Origin of the sequence: Porphyromonas sp. HMSC077F02 (assembly GCF_001815465.1) — a bacterium.
GTDB lineage: Bacteria > Bacteroidota > Bacteroidia > Bacteroidales > Porphyromonadaceae > Porphyromonas_A > Porphyromonas_A somerae.
In genome coordinates, this window is the sequence record NZ_KV820632.1 from 17020 (window position 1) to 33141 (window position 16122).

A 16122-nucleotide genomic window follows, 5' to 3' on the forward strand; every position below is an offset into this window, starting at 1 on the left:
TCCAAATATGAGCTTTTACAGAGGATTTCTAGTACTTATCTCATAACAAATGCTCCTCTTATAGAGGCTTCTTCATTTTCTAATAATCTATTAACCGAGTCAACCTTTTTCAGGAAACCACATTGTGTAATTAAGCGTTTAGTGAATAATTCGCTCAATTATAATGGATTTCCAGTTCTCTTTCAAATTTTCAAAGAGGAAAAAGACTCCGTCGCCCATATCTTGCGGATTTCATCCCGCAAGATGATTGGTGTATACAGGCTGACGCAGTAGTCTCAAGGTGTCACAGTCGACTCTATCAAGCAGAATATCGGATGAGGCATTTTTAGCAAATGTGCGAGAATAACACTTCGTGCAACATACTCATTGAAGAGGTTTATTAAATTTAATCCCTATTTTTAGGTATGAAAATATATTTATTTTAATCAAAAATAGGTATTGAGGTGCAATATATACTTTCATAACTTTGCAAACAGAGTTACACATGAAGCAATACGTATATGAAAAGGTGAGAAATGAAGAACTTTATTACTAAAAAGTTGTACTTAACGATATCGGCAATACTCAGTGGTCTACTACTGACCGTGAGTGCGGTACAAGCACAATCTGTCGTTAAGTTATTTACAATTACTGTCACGGACAGAAGTACGCAGTCTCCTCTGCAAGGAGCACTGGCTACGCTGACCCTTGAGAATGGTAAAATATACCGCAATGTGGCAGACTCTCAGGGGAATATTTACTTCGGAAAATTGCCTGAAGGTGTCTATAGGATGCGAGTGACCTTTATTGGCTATACCCCCTTTGAGCAAAACCGTGTGAAGCTACCAGCTAAGAGCAATGGGCTGGTGGTTGGTTTGGCACCTTCGGATGAGCAACTGAGTGAGTTGGTTGTTGTGACCGCTAAGGAGACGAAGGGTATGACGAGTGGCTCGAAGATTGATCAGGAGGCAATGAAGCACATTCAGGCTTCTAGCTTTGCAGATGTTTTGGAACTGCTCCCTGGAGGTGTAGCTGTGGATCCGTATGTGATGACGCCGCAGCCTATACGCTTGAGAGAGGCTCACTTCCCATTCGACACCGGAGGGCGTATGATGCCTCGGGTGAACCAGCTCAACTATGCTACGGCCTCGCTTGGTACTGCATTTATTGTCGATGGTATGCCAATTGCTAATAATGCCAATATGATGACCCTCTCCGGTCTTGGCTCTAGTAATAATGGTGCTGTCAATAGTATCTTTAATACAGAAGGGGTTGACCTGCGTACCATAGGTACAGATGAGATTGAGAGTGTGGAAATCATCAGAGGCATTCCCTCTGTGGAGCATGCTAACCTAAGTACGGGGCTTATCAATATCAAGCGCAAGCGTACGCTGAATGACTTGGAGGCGAGATTTAAGGGTGATATGAGGAGCTACCTTACCTATATCGGTAAAGGCACCAATGATATTGGCAAGGATTATAATCTGAGTATGGGCCTCAGCATTCTTGCTTCTAGTGCTGATCCAAGGTTCCGTCAGACCTCCTATCAGAGGATCACAGGATCTATACGCTCTACGAAGCTTTGGCACTTTGATTCCGGAAGCCTTAGTTGGCTTGCAAACTTGGACTATACCGGTTCATTAGATGGCGAGAAGGTGGATCCGGATCAATCCTACAGCCAGCAGGACTCCTATCGCGTGAATTATCATCGTCTCTCTACGAATCACTCCTTAAGGTTTACGCCGAATAAGAAGGGATTATTTGCAGGGATGAGCTTAGATATGGCAGTCAGCTATGTCAATGATGTCATGAAGATAGTGCGAGGGGTGCAACATGATAATAAGCCTTTTGTCTACTCCATGAAAGAGGGTGAGTACAACTGGGGATTTTACCCCGGTGGGTTCTTTATCGCTAAGCACCGTGTAGATGATCAGCCTTTTTATGCCTACACTAAGCTGAAGGGAGAAAGCCTATTCTGGTTAGGAAAGGTACATAATCGGGCTATTTGGGGCTCGGAATGGAACTACAGTAAGAACTTTGGGGAAGGAACGATCTTTGACCCCGAGCGCCCTGTATTTAGAGACCCTTCCCAACGCCCCAGGAGGTTTAGTGACATACCGGCACTGAATAGGCTCACTTTCTTTTTGGAAGACAACATGAGCATTAACGTCAACGACCATGTGCTTTCCTTGCAGGCCGGGGTGACTACATCTACATTACTTGGGCTTGACAAGTCTTTTACAATGAGCGGTCACTTCTACACAGACTTGCGTGTCAATGCAAAGTACGATGTGGCTCCTATACAGATAGGAGATAAAAAGCTGGGGATTCACTTTGTCGGAGGGTATGGAACACTTCGTGTTTTCCCCGTCATGCAACAACTGAATCCGGAGAAACTCTATTGGGACTTTATTCAACTCAATACCGGTGGATTTCCTAATAGAGATAGCTGGATAGTCAATGCTAAGACTTATATCTTCCAACCTAATTCTACACAACTTGAGCCGGCGATAAACAAGAAATGGGAGGTGAGAATGGATCTGGACTATGATCAATATTACTTCACCGCTACCTATTTCCGGGAAGATATGCCTAATGGCTTCAGACGAGTGGGTGAGCTGACAACCCTCTCTTTCAAAAGGTATGATATATACAGTATCGACTGGAGAAACCTAACGGCACCACCTGATCTCTCCAAGATGAAGTATAAGGAGTATAAGGACTTTGCACTAATCCCATATACTAGGAATGGTAGCCAGACCAAAAAGGAGGGAGTAGAATGGGTGTTCAGTACTCCAAGGTACGACAAGATCCATACTCGTCTGACATTCTCTGGAGCATGGTTTAAGACTATATATAGAAATAGTGCACCGCTGTATGTCCAGCCCGATGTGCAGTTGGGTAAGCAATTGGTATTCCCGTACTATGGTCTATATAAGGACGAGGAGGGCTTGACAAGTGAGATGCTCAATACCGATTTCCGCTTTGATACGTATCTGAGGAAGTATAAGTTTAACCTTTCTCTCTCGATACAAACTAACTGGTATGCCTCCTCTGAATTTCTCCCTAAGTCTGATCGGCCTGACTACTATGTAGACCTCGACTTGGTAGAGCACCCCTATACCGAAGAGTCAAAGAAAGATACTTATTTGCAACACCTCTTCCGTGGAGAGTTGAAGCCTTTATTTGAAAAGTATACGGTGCCGATATGCACACACTTTAATGTGAAAGCAACCAAGTACTTTTTTGATGAAAAGCTAAGGGTGGCACTCTTTGTGAATCGTCTCTTTGACTATAGTCCGGACTACTATCATGAAGGGTATCTCCACCGGAGAAATAGGTATCCCTATTTTGGAATGGAGTTGAACATTAAGTTTTGATCAGTTTATGAAAAATAAAAGAGCAATTTTTGCGTTATTGTTGTTTCCATTATACACAGTCCTATTGAGTGGTTGTGAACTAAAGACCGATGACGTTAACATTATGTGTGAGTTAACGATAGAGGCCAGCCTACCTAATCCGGATTGTAAACTGGTAGATCTCAAGGACCTGGTCTTAGAAACTACTAACCTTAACACTAAAGAAGTGATTAAGCAAAAGGTTACGGAATTTCCTTTCACAATAACGCTACAAAAAGGTTATTACCAAAGAATATACATGGATAGCCAAAGTGTGACAGAAGAGAATACCGTTACCGGTGAAAAGCGAGTGCGGTGGATTCGTGGTTCCAAAAACGATCTATACTTGCTACAAGATAAGCAGAAGGTACAACTTACTTTCTTCTACATGAGATAAAGAGATACACTTATGAATACAAAAAAATATATATCAAGGATAGTTGGATATGCCTTTGTTATAGTTGCTTTTCTAATGAGCCCATACTCAGTTAGTGCACAGAATCATTCTGCCCACAAAGTGATTGACCATTACGAAGAGCGGCAGATGCTCCCATTCCGTTTTATCTCTCCTTTTGACCTCAACCCTTCATTAGCCGTCAAGCGTTGCGACAGTTCATTATCATCCATTGTGGTCTCTTACAATGCCCACAATAATGATGACTCAGGCCTGTATCAATATGGAAGAGGATATAACCATGTACGTATAGATGCAACCAGCTTTCAAAGGAATTCCTCTCAACAGCTGTGGGGTCGTGCCTACTATCAAAAAGGAGTTAATAAAAGTATCAAGTGGATGTCCAGTTCGGACTTACCGGAGATTTATCCTTACTTTACTGCTGATACAGTAGGAGGAAATGTGAAGTCTGAAGTCTACTTTTTTTCCGGAGGTCTTAACCAAAATACCTGGAGGGGTGGGTCTATAGGTGTGCAAGCCTCTTACAGAGCTCTACATGAGTTTAGAGACACTGACCCCCGTCCCCGTAATGTCGTTTCAGACTTTCGGAGTACGGTGGGCTTATCTCAGCTTATTTCAGATGAGTATTTTGTCTCTGTAAGTGGGCGGTATGATGTCTATAAGCAACGCAGCTATAAAGTTGAGTTCGCCAACGAATTGGGCGGTGTGCATGAGATGAGTATGAAAGGGCTTGGTGAAATTACGAAACGCTTTAGTGGGGCTAATGGCTCTTTGTATTATCGCAAGAGTGGCTATGGTGCTACCATCGAGTTTGTTCCCAAAGGCAGGTCAGGTATTTATGGCTCACTTGGGTATATGAAGCATCAGCTAGAGCGGGTAATCACTGAGAATAACCATGCTCCAACGAATAGCTATATTCAAAAAACAATTACCGCTTCCATCGGATACCTTCAGGAGCGTAGCCGGCAATTCTCATGGGGAGTGGCCAACCACTACGCTTACTCACATAAGAAGGGATTTGATAATATCATTGGCGATGATGGCTCCGGAGAGCTCTTAGTCCTCGAGACACAGCCCATTTTTTATCAACAGAAGTGGGAGGATAAGGTGACGGTGAGCCAAGAGCAGTATTGGAACCATGGCATTAAGTTTCAGACCGACCTATCCGCCTATGCTTCAGAGGAGTATATTGCTAATATTTACCCGGATGATAAGGTCCACTTGGCACGCATTGGTGGCATTGTATCCGGCACTATCAGTAAGCGTTGGGACAAGTCTCTACTGACCATTAATGTGGGTGCTGACTATAATGCCAATATTGACGGTTCATTTGACTACGATAGAGATCGGTACACCAAACGAAAAGATTTGCAAAAACCAAATCCTGATGAATACATTAGTGAGTATCTTGATCATACCTTTGCATTCCTCCAATCCAATAAACTTAAATTGAACGTAACGCCAACCTATGCTGTTGAGTTTGGGCAGGATGATACTTCCCCACTTGTCTTTACCATTAGCGCCAACTATCTTTATACGACGAATCAAGTAAGGTATAAAGCCCATACGGCAGTTGTGTCTTTTGGGTTGTCTTTTTGAACGCTATAATTATTTAATGCCATGAAGTTAAAACAAGATTATAAAGCGATGCTTCTTCCTTTTTTCATCATGCTTCTCTGCCTTGCATCCGGTTGCAAGAAGGAGTTGGGAGTGAAGGAAATCAAGGAGACATCTGTAGAGGTCAGCTTGAAATTACCTGCAAAATATGAGGTTGAAGAAGCTGAATTTATGCCGGTTGCTGTTACTGTAAAGCTGCAGCATGTAATGCTTCCGCACCTTTCATATGAGGTTACTGTAGAGCAGTATGACGGGTCAGAGCCTATAGTTGTACCCAATGTGCAAGAGGGAATTTATGATATTTCGTGCAAAGCCTCATTTTCATTTAAGGATAAGGGAGAGCAAGGGCTTAGACGCATTTCCACCAGACTGTATGAGCAGCGTGGGGTGGCAGTTAGATACTACAAAGAGAGTAAGTTTAAGAATCAATGCTCTCTAAGTTATGAACCGAGCATCAAGAATACCCGCAGTACCTCCTCTTTTGTGATTGCAGAGATTGGATTTAAGGCCACTGAAAATAATGGGGTGGGACAATACTTGATCGTTGCCAACAATTCACATGAAACTCTCTATGCCGATAGTTTGCTTGTGGTAGAGGGAGCTTACCAAACGCTCAAAGGCTATGCCCCTTCTTTTTCTAGCGTTGTAAGGTCTTCGCTCCCTATTCATAGAGCATACTTACTTCCGGGTAGTGGAAAGCAATACCCAATCGAGCCAGGGAGTGTTATGGTTTTGAATACGGACAAGCTGGTAAAGTTTGTGGATAGTGAGGAGGTTGCTAATGAGCGTGGTTTTTTCTCAGATAATGGTACGAGAGTATTGGCTCTAGCACGCACCAAATTGACTAAAGAGGCATTTGGTAAGAAGTTTACCCACACCAATCCATCTCCGACAGATAAGACACCTAAGACTTTCTTTACGTTGCCCAATAACTGCATTTTTGATGCTGTTGTATTAAGTCTTCCTCAGGATGGTGACGGCGATGTTAAGAATGCTATTAGTTCTGACCTTGACAAGGGTTATACAGGTTGGTCTTCTGCTATAGATGAGATGCCTAAGGCGGGAACTATCCTAAAACGAAAGATGCGACAGGGCGTAAAAGATGAAAAAGTTTATCAGGATTCCAATAATTCAACTCTGGATTTTGAGCTTGCAAAGTAACAACATTTGAAATACTTTTGGAAGAGATAAAATAGTTTCGGATATGGTTTTGCCTGGATCCGAAACTATTTTTATTTAGTCTGCTCGCGGTGTGTCCCGCCGATGATTACTATTCCGTTGCTGTCTCTTTTCCGCTAGATAGCTCACGTGCTTTTCGGGCTTTCTCAAATGGTCTGTTGATTAAGGTTTGGAGGGAGCGTTGACAGTGTCGTGACTGGCATCCATTGTGGAGATGAAGGCTGAGATATCAAAGCCCTTCACGCTATCTTTGAGCTTAGGTAGCTTTTTGCGCTCCACAATTGTAAATATCATTTCTCGAGCCTCTCCTTTGTACATGCCTTTGCCCTGAATGATAGTCCCTCTAATCTCTAGATCGTTGAGTAGTAGATCTCTAATCTCTTCGGTTTTAGAGGAGACGATAAAGACTGCTTTCTTGGGGTTTTCGGGCTGAAGGAAGTTGACGATCTGGCCGTATATGATAATGGTTAGCCATGAGTAGAGAGGTACCGTGAGGTCGCCAAATACGATAAGTCCAAATATCACCACAATCGAATCTATTACGATAATGGTATCACTGAGCTTGTAATTACTCCCTTTCGCAATCACTCTACTCAGAACATCTGTTCCGGCGCTGGTGCTTTCGGCTTTGAATATCAGAAAAACCCCCACACCTAGAATGGCACCGCCATAAAAGGCAGAGAGTATTCGATCATTACCTATCAATCCAACATTTTTGACCATTTGACCAATTAGGTCGGTGAAGAAAGATATAAGAAGAAAGGTGGCAACTGTTTTGCCAGCAGAAGAGAGCCCGAGCTTTTTTAGGGCAAGGAGAAGTAACGGCACATTGAAGAAAAGTGCTGTGGTACCAATGGGAAGTCCATCAGGGGCAAATGAAAATAGTCCCTTGGTAAGGTGATTGAGGGCGATGGTGATACCATAGACTCCGCCTGGAATAATATTGGCAGGGGCAATAAATACGGAGTAAGCAATTGCTTGGAGTAGCGAGCCAATTAAGATGTAAAGTGCATCAGTGAGTGGCTTACTCTTTTGCAATTTTGCGTGCCATCGTTGCTGGACGTACGGTTTTGGAGGTAGCTCTTGCATTTCTAATTATATCTTATAGGTAATAGCTTCCGCAAAAATACCCAATTTGACTGAGTTCACATAATTCTAAATGGCGCCAACTAGTCATTCTCTATCATATCTATTCATTTGTTTTCTAACTAAACTTTATCTTTATCCAGCCAAGGAGTTCTCTGTCTTTGTCTCCTAAGGCAGCTTTCGACCTGTCGGATTGATGCCTGTGAAATAAATTAGGAGCATATATCCAAAGAAGTCTTGTATTTATCAAAATAAAAGCGTAAATTTGGAAGTAGTTCAGAAGCTTAAGAATAACCATATAGAAGCGAAGTTATAATAATGAGTTACCTAAAGTTTGACCGGTCTAGCCTTACCAATCTTGACGAGTCTTTGCAGCGGGAAATCTTGTGTGCCAATAAAGGTGGAGCCTACTATTGCTCAACGATTTTAGGCTGTAATACACGTAAGTATCACGGTATGCTGGTGGTGCCTTCTCAAAATGACTCTGTGGCCAATCGGTGGGTCTTATTATCATCCCTAGATGAGACCGTAATTCAGCATGGTGCAGAGTTTAATCTTGCCGTCCATAAATATGCTGGAGGAGTCTTTAGTCCCAATGGTCATAAGTATATCCGAGAGTATGATGTGGAGAAGGCTGTGACCACCATTTTTAGGGTAGGGGGTGTGATACTCTCCAAGTCTTTTCTGCTCTCAGAAGACAGAAACCAATTGATTGTGAGGTATCGACTACTAGACGCCCACTCAAAAACGACCCTTCGCTTTAAGCCGTTATTGGCATTTCGCAAAGTGAAAGAGCTAACATACGAGAATAATCATATTAATTGGGATTATAATGAGGAGCCCAACGGCGTTTCTCTCTCCCTCTATGAGGGGTGTCCAAGGCTTTATCTCCAATTTTCAAAGCCTACCCATTATACTCATGCTCCGCATTGGAATAAGCATCACTATTATGATAAGGAGGCGGAGCGAGCACACAATTGTATAGAGGATTTGCCAGTGCCAGGTCTCTTTGAGTGTGAAATCAAAAAAGGAGAGGAGATTTATCTTTCCATTTCTGATGAGGTATGTGATCCGAATAATCTTAAGGAGGAGTTTGATCAATCTGAAGGTACCGTTATTCCTAGAGATGGCTTCCTTAATTGTCTCAAAAGGACTGTTGATCAATACTACTATGAGCCAGAACCGGGCAAGAGCTATTTACTTGCTGGCCTACCTTGGTTCGATGTTCGCCATAGAGACCAGATGATAGGCCTTACTGCAGCGAGCTTTGGAATCGGAAAGCCTGAGCGATATAAAGCGGTGATGGACAATACATTGGCAACTCTTGATGGCTTTTATCAGAAGGGGGAGCAGGACCAAGTGATCAAAGGACTTGATCAGCCAGATGCCTTATTATGGCTTATAAATTGCGTGCAAGACTACTCTCGCTGGGTGGGCATGGAGAAGACGCGTGAAGAGTACGGAGCTGTGGTGAAGAAAGCACTTGGCTTTATTCGGGCGAATAAGCATCCACTTATTAAGGTGATGGATAATGGTCTACTCTATGCAATGCCTGAGAGTGCCGATAAACCAATCACTTGGATGGATGCTACCATTGATGGTTATCCAGTGGTGGATCGGCAGGGATATATTGTGGAGTTTAATGCCCTTTGGTACAATGCTCTATGTTTTAATAGAGCTCTATTTGGCATTGACGATTATAAGGAGGACGATTATATAGATAGGGTGGCAGAGAGCTTTATCCGCGTCTTTGTCAATGAGCATGACTATCTATTTGACTATGTTGTAGAAGGTCGTGAAAAAGATTGGAGTGTGCGGCCTAATCAAATCTTAGCGGTAGGTCTTAGCTATTCGCCTTTATCGCGTAAGCTGCAGAGGAATATCTTAGATATTGTCACTAAGGAGCTTCTCACCTCCAAGGGACTTCGTACGCTATCACCGATAAGTGGCTTTTACCGAGGCTACTGTGCCGGTAATCTTGCGGAGCGCGCCTATTCTTACCTTCAGGGAGGTGTGTGGAGTTGGTTGATCTACTATTATTTAAGTGGATACTTGAAGTTATTCAGGCGGGTTGGTGTGTCGTTTGTAGATCGGCTCTTGATCCCATTTGAGGATGAGATGAAACTACACGGGATAGGCAGTATCTCTGAGGTTTATGACGGTACACCACCATATACCGCTAGAAGTGGTATCTCTTTTATGTTGAGTGCAACGGCGATTCTGAGAATCCAAAATAGGTTGAAAGAGTTTGATGAATACAAGTCGGACGATATTTTTGACCTGCGACTGAGTATGACCTCACACCACAAGGGTTCTCCAGAAGAGGGCAATGAGCCAATTGAGAATAATCACGACCAAAATTGATGTGGATATTATGAAAGCATTGATGTTTGGGTGGGAATTTCCACCTCATATCTTAGGAGGGCTTGGTACAGCGAGCTATGGTCTTACCAAGGGACTTTGTAAGCAACAGGATATGGAGGTTACCTTTGTTATCCCAAAGCCTTGGGGTGATGAGGATAAGTCGTTTATGAAGATTATAGGGGCGTCTCAAGTACCTATTGTCTATCGTGATGTGAACTATGACTACGTGAAGGATCGCATTGGAAATGTAATGGATCCTGAGGAGTATTATCGGCTGAGAGACCACATTTACGCCGACTTCTCCTATATGCTAACTAATGATTTGGGCTGTATTGAGTTTTCGGGAAAGTATCCCGATAATCTCTTTGAGGAGATCAATAACTACTCGATTGTTGCAGGGGTGATTGCTCGGACTGAAAACTTCGATATCATCCACGCCCATGATTGGCTAACTTACTCTGCTGGTATTCATGCCAAGCAGGTATCTGGAAAGCCACTGGTGGTACATGTGCATGCGACGGACTTTGATAGGAGTAGGGGGAATGTCAATCCTCAGGTTTATAGTACGGAGAAAAATGGCTTTGACCATGCTGATCATATTATGTGTGTGAGTGAAGCGACTCGACGCACAGTGATTGAGAAATACCATCAGGACCCTAGCAAGGTGACTGCGGTGCATAATGCGGTTACTCCTCTTGACCCCGAGATATTGGCAATCCCTGATAAACGTGGAGTAAAGGATAAGGTAATTACCTTCCTCGGTCGTATCACTATGCAGAAGGGACCAGAGTTTTTTGTGGAGGCTGCTTGTAAGGTACTTCAGCACACGAAGAATGTACGCTTTATAATGGCTGGAAGTGGAGATATGATGGATCAGATGATACGTTTGGTGGCCAAGCGTGGTATCAGTGACCGTTTTCATTTCACTGGATTTATGAAGGGTAAGGAGGTATATGAAATCTATAAGGCGAGTGATGTCTATGTGATGCCTTCTGTATCGGAGCCCTTTGGAATCTCTCCACTGGAGGCGATGCAGTGTGGTGTGCCAAGTATCATTAGCAAGCAGTCGGGGTGTGCTGAAATCCTCGACTATGCTGTAAAGGTAGATTACTGGGATGTGGATGCTTTGGCAGATGCTATGTATGCCTTAGTATCGTACCCCGCAATGCATCACTTCCTATCCGAGGAGGGGCTGAAGGAGGTGAATAGTATCAAGTGGGAAGATGTAGGAATAAAGATTCGTGCGATCTATGATCAGCTATTGTCATAGAGGATTGACGAAGGAATAAGGAAAAAGACTCATTATGAAGAAAAAGGTTTGTTTTGTCTTTCAATTGCATCAGCCATTTAGGCTAAAGCGCTATCGTTTCTTTGACATTGGTAATGATCATTACTACTTTGATGATTTCCAAAACGAGGAGATCTTTACGAAGTGTGCTAGGGAGTCCTATCTCCCAGCTTTGAAGTTGTTCCTTGACTTAGTGAGGGAAACGAAAGGGGAGTACCGCTTTGCTTTAGCTATCTCAGGCGTGGTATTAGAGCAGATTGAGCTCTATGCACCAGAGCTGATCGATGTGCTTGTGGAGTTGGTAGGTACGGGAAGTGTGGAACTTCTTGGCGAGACTTATGCCCATAGTATTGCGTCACTTTATGAGGAGAAGGCGGAGTTTAAGACACAGGTGAAAGCTCATGCCAATAAGCTCAATAGTATGTTTGGAGTGAAGCCGAAGGTATTTAGAAATAGTGACCTCATATTTGATGATAGCATCGCTATTTCTCTCAAGGAGTTAGGCTTCAAAGGGGTGATTACTGAGGGTGCAAAGCATGTATTAGGTTGGAAGAGTCCCAATCATCTCTATGCTAGTAGCCTTGAGCCACATCTTAAGCTACAGCTTCGCAATGCTCGTTTTACCGATGATATCGCTAAAAACTTCAACCGTTATGATTGGAGTGAGTTCCCACTAACGGCAGATAAGTATGCTAAGTGGCTTTCTGAAACTCCTGAGGATGACCAGCTAATCACTATTGATATGAGTTTGGATGTCCTTGGTGTAGGGCAGCCTGCACAGACGGGTATCTTTGACTTCTTCAGAGCACTTCCTAAGTATATTGTTAAGGCTGGAATGGAGTTTACTACTCCATCGGTAGCTATGGAGCAGCTCAATTCTAAGGATCTTCTTGATATACCAGAGCCAATTTCCTGGTCGGAAGAGGAGAAGAATACGCTTAGCTGGTTGGGCAATGACCTACAAAAGGAGGCATTTAGCAAACTAGAGAAGTGGGCTGAGCGAACTCGCTTGTCACGCGATCGCCGACTGATACAAGATTGGCACTACCTCCAAAGCTCTGACCACTTCCTTTATATGTCTACTCAAAATGAAGATGCTTGGAGGTATACTCCCTATGAGAGTGCCTACAGTGCATTTAGTAACTATATGAATGTCCTTAGTGACTTCTTGCTACGTGTGGAGGCTGAGTATCCTAGCAGTATTGAAAATGAGGAGCTCAATGCCTTGCTGACGACGATTCAAAATCAGGGAGACGAAATCCAGAAGTTACAAGAGGAGATTAAGGAATTAAAGGAGCAAAAGAAGAGAAAATAGTATAGAGGTAATTCATGTCCTTCTGAATATTGGTTACCTATATCAAATACAGTAAATAACCATACAAAACACTATCAACATGAAACAAATTGACTGGTCAAATCTAGGGTTTGGATATTTTCCAACCGACTACAACGTTCGTTGCTACTACAGAGACGGTAAGTGGGGTGAGCTAGAGGTTTCGTCTGAAACTACTATTAATATTCACATGGCTGCTACTTGTCTGCATTATGGACAAGAGGCTTTTGAGGGGATGAAGGCCTTCAGAGGCAAAGACGGTAAGGTGCGCCTATTCCGTGCTGAGGAAAATGCCAAGCGTATGCGTCGCTCTTGTGAGGGAATTATGATGGCACCTATGCCAGAGGAGCTTTTCCTACAAGCTATTGACCTTGTTGTGAAGAAGAATATCGACTATGTACCTCCTTACGAGAGTGGTGCTAGCCTTTATATTCGTCCGATTATCATCGGTCTTGGTGAGCAGGTGGGTGTGAAGCCAGCTAATGAGTATCTATTCCTAGTATTTGTATCTCCAGTAGGTCCCTATTTCAAAGAAGGTTTCAAGCCTACAGCTATGGCCATTATGCGTGGTTATGACCGTGCTGCACCTCTTGGTACAGGTACCTTCAAGGTGGGTGGTAACTATGCAGCAAGTCTTAAGAGCGGTATGATCGCTCACGAGAAGGGCTACTCTGCAGTGATTTATCTAGATGCGAAGGAGAAGAAATATATTGATGAGTGCGGTCCTGCCAACTTCTTTGGCATCAAGGGCAACAGCTATATCACCCCAGAGAGCACCTCAATCCTACCTTCTATCACCAATATGAGTTTGACTCAGATCGCTAAAGACCTTGGTATGACGGTTGAGCGTCGTCATGTACCTGAGGAGGAGCTAGCTGAGTTTGAGGAGGCAGGTGCTTGCGGTACTGCAGCGGTAATCTCTCCAATCTCTCATATTGACGACCTTGATACTGGTAAGGTCTATACCTATTCTACCAATGGCGAGGCTGGGCCTAAGAGTACCAAGCTCTATAATACCCTAAGAGCTATCCAGTATGGCGACATTGAGGATAAGCACGGTTGGGTTACTTTCGTAGAGTAAGCCCTCTACATATATAAGATATGGCGGCTACCCAATCCGGTAGTCGCCATATCTTTTGCCCTTAGCCCAATATTCCAACTCAAGTGGAATAATTTAGGTAGTTTTGCGTAAGGAAATATATAAATGATGAGTATGCGAAGATTATCTTGGTATGTAGTTGGTGTGGTACTCCTATTTACTGTGGGAGCGAGTGCACAGGAGCGATTAATTGATTATGTACGTCCATTTGTGGGGACGACCAACTTTGGGACGACCAATCCGGGTGCTGTGGTGCCTCATGGTATGATGAGTGTGGTGCCTTTTAACGTGATGGGAAGTGATCAAAATAGATACGATAAAGACTCTAGATGGTGGAGTACTCCTTACGAATATACCAATTCTTATTTCACAGGTTTCAGCCATGTTAATCTCAGCGGGGTAGGGTGTCCAGAGCTTGGTTCGCTACTGGTGATGCCTACCACGGGGAAGCTCTCTGTGGATTATAGAGAATATGGAAGTGCCTACAAAGATGAAGTGGCCTCTCCAGGATATTATAGCAATCACCTTACCAAGTACGATATCAAAACTGAAGCAACGGCTACGGTAAGAGGTGGCGTGACCCGCTTTACCTTTCCTAAAGGGCAAAGCCACATCCTCCTCAATCTAGGCGAGGGGCTTACTAATGAGTCTGGAGCGATGCTTAGGCGCGTGAGTGATGTAGAGGTTGAAGGGGTAAAGCTACTAGGTACTTTCTGCTACAATCCTCAGGCAGTCTTTCCGATTTACTTTGTGATGAAATTAAGCAAAACCCCTAGCCAACAAGGGTATTGGAAGTTGCAACGCCCAATGAAAGGTGTAGAGGCAGAATGGGATCCAGATCAAGGTAAATATAAGCTCTATACCAAGTATACTAAGGAGTTGGCTGGTGATGATGTGGGTGCATACTTTACCTTTGATACCGAAGCTGATGAAACGATAGAAGTCCAGATGGGCGTATCATTTGTAAGCATTGAGAATGCTAGGGAAAATCTACGGCAAGAGGTGTCTGGAAAGAACTTTGATGAGGTACGTAGAGAGGCAGAGAATCTTTGGGAAAAAGACCTTAGCCGCATTAGAGTAGAAGGGGGAACCTTAGAGCAGAAACAGATATTCTACACCGCACTCTACCATATACTTCTTCATCCTAATATCCTACAGGATGTCAATGGAGACTACCCGCAGATGGAGGGCGGAGAGATTCTCAATACTGGAGGAGGAAACAGATATACCGTATTCTCATTATGGGACACTTATCGCAATGTGCACCAATTCCTCACATTGGTATATCCCGAGCGGCAGATGGATATGCTGAAGAGCATGCTGGGAATGTATCAAGAGCACGGTTGGTTCCCTAAGTGGGAGCTTTATGGACGCGAGACACTTACAATGGAGGGCGATCCTGCTATTCCTGTATTTGTAGATAGTTACCTCAAAGGGCTTCGGGATTTTGATATTCAAACAGTCTACAAAGCGATGTATAAGTCCGCGACTACCAACGGTAGTGAGAACTTACTCAGACCAGATAACGACGACTATTTATCGCTAGGATATGTGCCATTAAGAGGGGAGTTTGATAATTCCGTATCTCATGCCTTGGAGTATTACGTCGCAGATAATGCCCTCTCTATTTTGGCTCAGGAACTAGGTTACAAGGCAGATGCTCGTAGATTTAGACAGCAAAGCCTTGGCTATAAGCATTATTACAGCCCTGAATTCAAGACCTTCCGCCCTAAACTACCTGATGGTACCTTCCTCACTCCTTTCAATCCAAAACTTGGCGAAAACTTTGAGCCCAACCCAGGATTCCATGAAGGAAGTGCCTACAATTATACTTTCTTTGTTCCTCATGATATCAAAGGCCTAACTAGGTTAATGGGTGGAAAGCGTGCCTTTATCAATAACTTACAGGCGATATTTGATGAAGGTCACTACGACCCAACCAATGAGCCAAACATTGCGTCTCCTTACCTCTTTAGCTACTTTAGAGGCGAGGAGTGGCGGACTCAAAAGCTGGTGACAGAGCTACTTGAAAAGCACTTCACTACTCAGCCAGATGGTCTTCCTGGAAATGATGATACCGGTACGATGAGTTGTTGGGCTCTGATGAGTATGATGGGATTGTACCCCGATTGCCCTGGCGTGCCAGAGTACACCCTCACTGCCCCAGTATTTGATAAGGTGGTGATTACCCTAGACCCCAAGTACTTTGGAAAAAGCGAACTGGTGATTGAGGGTGCTCCTTCCCACAAAGGGCAGTACATCAAGTCTATTAAGTTGGGTGGGCGGAAGCTCAAGTCGCACCGCATTACACACCAAGCACTGATAGAGGGCGGACATATCAAGTTTGAGTATTAAGTATTTCTA

The 16122-nt window shown here is 43.6% G+C and carries 10 protein-coding genes; 9 read left to right on the forward strand and 1 reads right to left on the reverse strand.

Annotated elements, in window-relative coordinates:
* The first annotated feature begins 515 nt into the window (after positions 1-515).
* Genes HMPREF3027_RS01565 through HMPREF3027_RS01580 form a run of 4 tightly spaced genes read left to right on the forward strand, consistent with a single transcriptional unit; the run spans position 516 to position 6570 of the window.
* Positions 516-3359: a carboxypeptidase regulatory-like domain-containing protein gene (locus tag HMPREF3027_RS01565; protein ID WP_021903629.1), complete on the forward strand. Its 2844-nt coding sequence runs from the start codon at positions 516-518 to the stop codon at positions 3357-3359.
* Positions 3360-3366: 7 nt separating this feature from the next.
* Entirely contained in the window at positions 3367-3774 is a 408-nt protein-coding gene (locus HMPREF3027_RS01570) for a hypothetical protein (RefSeq protein WP_018028099.1), read from the forward strand.
* Between the two features lie 12 nt (positions 3775-3786).
* Complete coding sequence (locus tag HMPREF3027_RS01575; protein WP_021903630.1) at positions 3787-5391, forward strand: DUF6850 family outer membrane beta-barrel protein; 1605 nt, start codon at positions 3787-3789, stop codon at positions 5389-5391.
* Positions 5392-5412: 21 nt separating this feature from the next.
* Positions 5413-6570, forward strand: coding sequence for a DUF4876 domain-containing protein (locus HMPREF3027_RS01580; RefSeq protein ID WP_018028101.1), 1158 nt, complete (start codon positions 5413-5415; stop codon positions 6568-6570).
* A 180-nt stretch (positions 6571-6750) separates the two neighbouring features.
* On the opposite strand, the gene HMPREF3027_RS01585 is transcribed toward HMPREF3027_RS01580, so the two are convergent.
* Entirely contained in the window at positions 6751-7677 is a 927-nt protein-coding gene (locus HMPREF3027_RS01585; protein ID WP_070706471.1) for a YitT family protein, read from the reverse strand.
* Between the two features lie 315 nt (positions 7678-7992).
* Here HMPREF3027_RS01585 and HMPREF3027_RS01595 point away from each other — a divergent pair, with 315 nt between their 5' ends.
* From HMPREF3027_RS01595 to HMPREF3027_RS01615, 5 genes are all read left to right on the forward strand, one after another.
* Positions 7993-10038 (forward strand): glycogen debranching enzyme N-terminal domain-containing protein, encoded by a 2046-nt coding sequence (locus HMPREF3027_RS01595; protein WP_070706473.1) that lies wholly within the window; start codon positions 7993-7995, stop codon positions 10036-10038.
* A gap of 10 nt (positions 10039-10048) precedes the next feature.
* Entirely contained in the window at positions 10049-11308 is a 1260-nt protein-coding gene (locus HMPREF3027_RS01600; protein WP_070706474.1) for a glycosyltransferase family 4 protein, read from the forward strand.
* A 34-nt stretch (positions 11309-11342) separates the two neighbouring features.
* Positions 11343-12641, forward strand: a complete 1299-nt coding sequence (locus HMPREF3027_RS01605; RefSeq protein WP_070706475.1) for a glycoside hydrolase family 57 protein — start codon at positions 11343-11345, stop codon at positions 12639-12641.
* Between the two features lie 79 nt (positions 12642-12720).
* Entirely contained in the window at positions 12721-13740 is a 1020-nt protein-coding gene (locus HMPREF3027_RS01610; RefSeq protein ID WP_026161687.1) for a branched-chain amino acid aminotransferase, read from the forward strand.
* A 132-nt stretch (positions 13741-13872) separates the two neighbouring features.
* Entirely contained in the window at positions 13873-16113 is a 2241-nt protein-coding gene (locus HMPREF3027_RS01615) for a GH92 family glycosyl hydrolase (protein WP_070706509.1), read from the forward strand.
* Positions 16114-16122: the final 9 nt, after the last annotated feature.

What these genes read in the sequence shown, in the direction of transcription:
- HMPREF3027_RS01615 (WP_070706509.1), top strand. Translation starts at nt 13,873, where the DNA reads ATGCGAAGATTATCTTGGTATGTAGTTGGTGTGGTACTCCTATTTACT.
- HMPREF3027_RS01605 (WP_070706475.1), top strand. Translation starts at nt 11,343, where the DNA reads ATGAAGAAAAAGGTTTGTTTTGTCTTTCAATTGCATCAGCCATTTAGG.
- HMPREF3027_RS01570 (WP_018028099.1), top strand. Translation starts at nt 3,367, where the DNA reads ATGAAAAATAAAAGAGCAATTTTTGCGTTATTGTTGTTTCCATTATAC.
- HMPREF3027_RS01585 (WP_070706471.1), bottom strand. Translation starts at nt 7,677, where the DNA reads ATGCAAGAGCTACCTCCAAAACCGTACGTCCAGCAACGATGGCACGCA.
- HMPREF3027_RS01595 (WP_070706473.1), top strand. Translation starts at nt 7,993, where the DNA reads ATGAGTTACCTAAAGTTTGACCGGTCTAGCCTTACCAATCTTGACGAG.
- HMPREF3027_RS01565 (WP_021903629.1), top strand. Translation starts at nt 516, where the DNA reads ATGAAGAACTTTATTACTAAAAAGTTGTACTTAACGATATCGGCAATA.
- HMPREF3027_RS01610 (WP_026161687.1), top strand. Translation starts at nt 12,721, where the DNA reads ATGAAACAAATTGACTGGTCAAATCTAGGGTTTGGATATTTTCCAACC.
- HMPREF3027_RS01600 (WP_070706474.1), top strand. Translation starts at nt 10,049, where the DNA reads ATGAAAGCATTGATGTTTGGGTGGGAATTTCCACCTCATATCTTAGGA.
- HMPREF3027_RS01580 (WP_018028101.1), top strand. Translation starts at nt 5,413, where the DNA reads ATGAAGTTAAAACAAGATTATAAAGCGATGCTTCTTCCTTTTTTCATC.
- HMPREF3027_RS01575 (WP_021903630.1), top strand. Translation starts at nt 3,787, where the DNA reads ATGAATACAAAAAAATATATATCAAGGATAGTTGGATATGCCTTTGTT.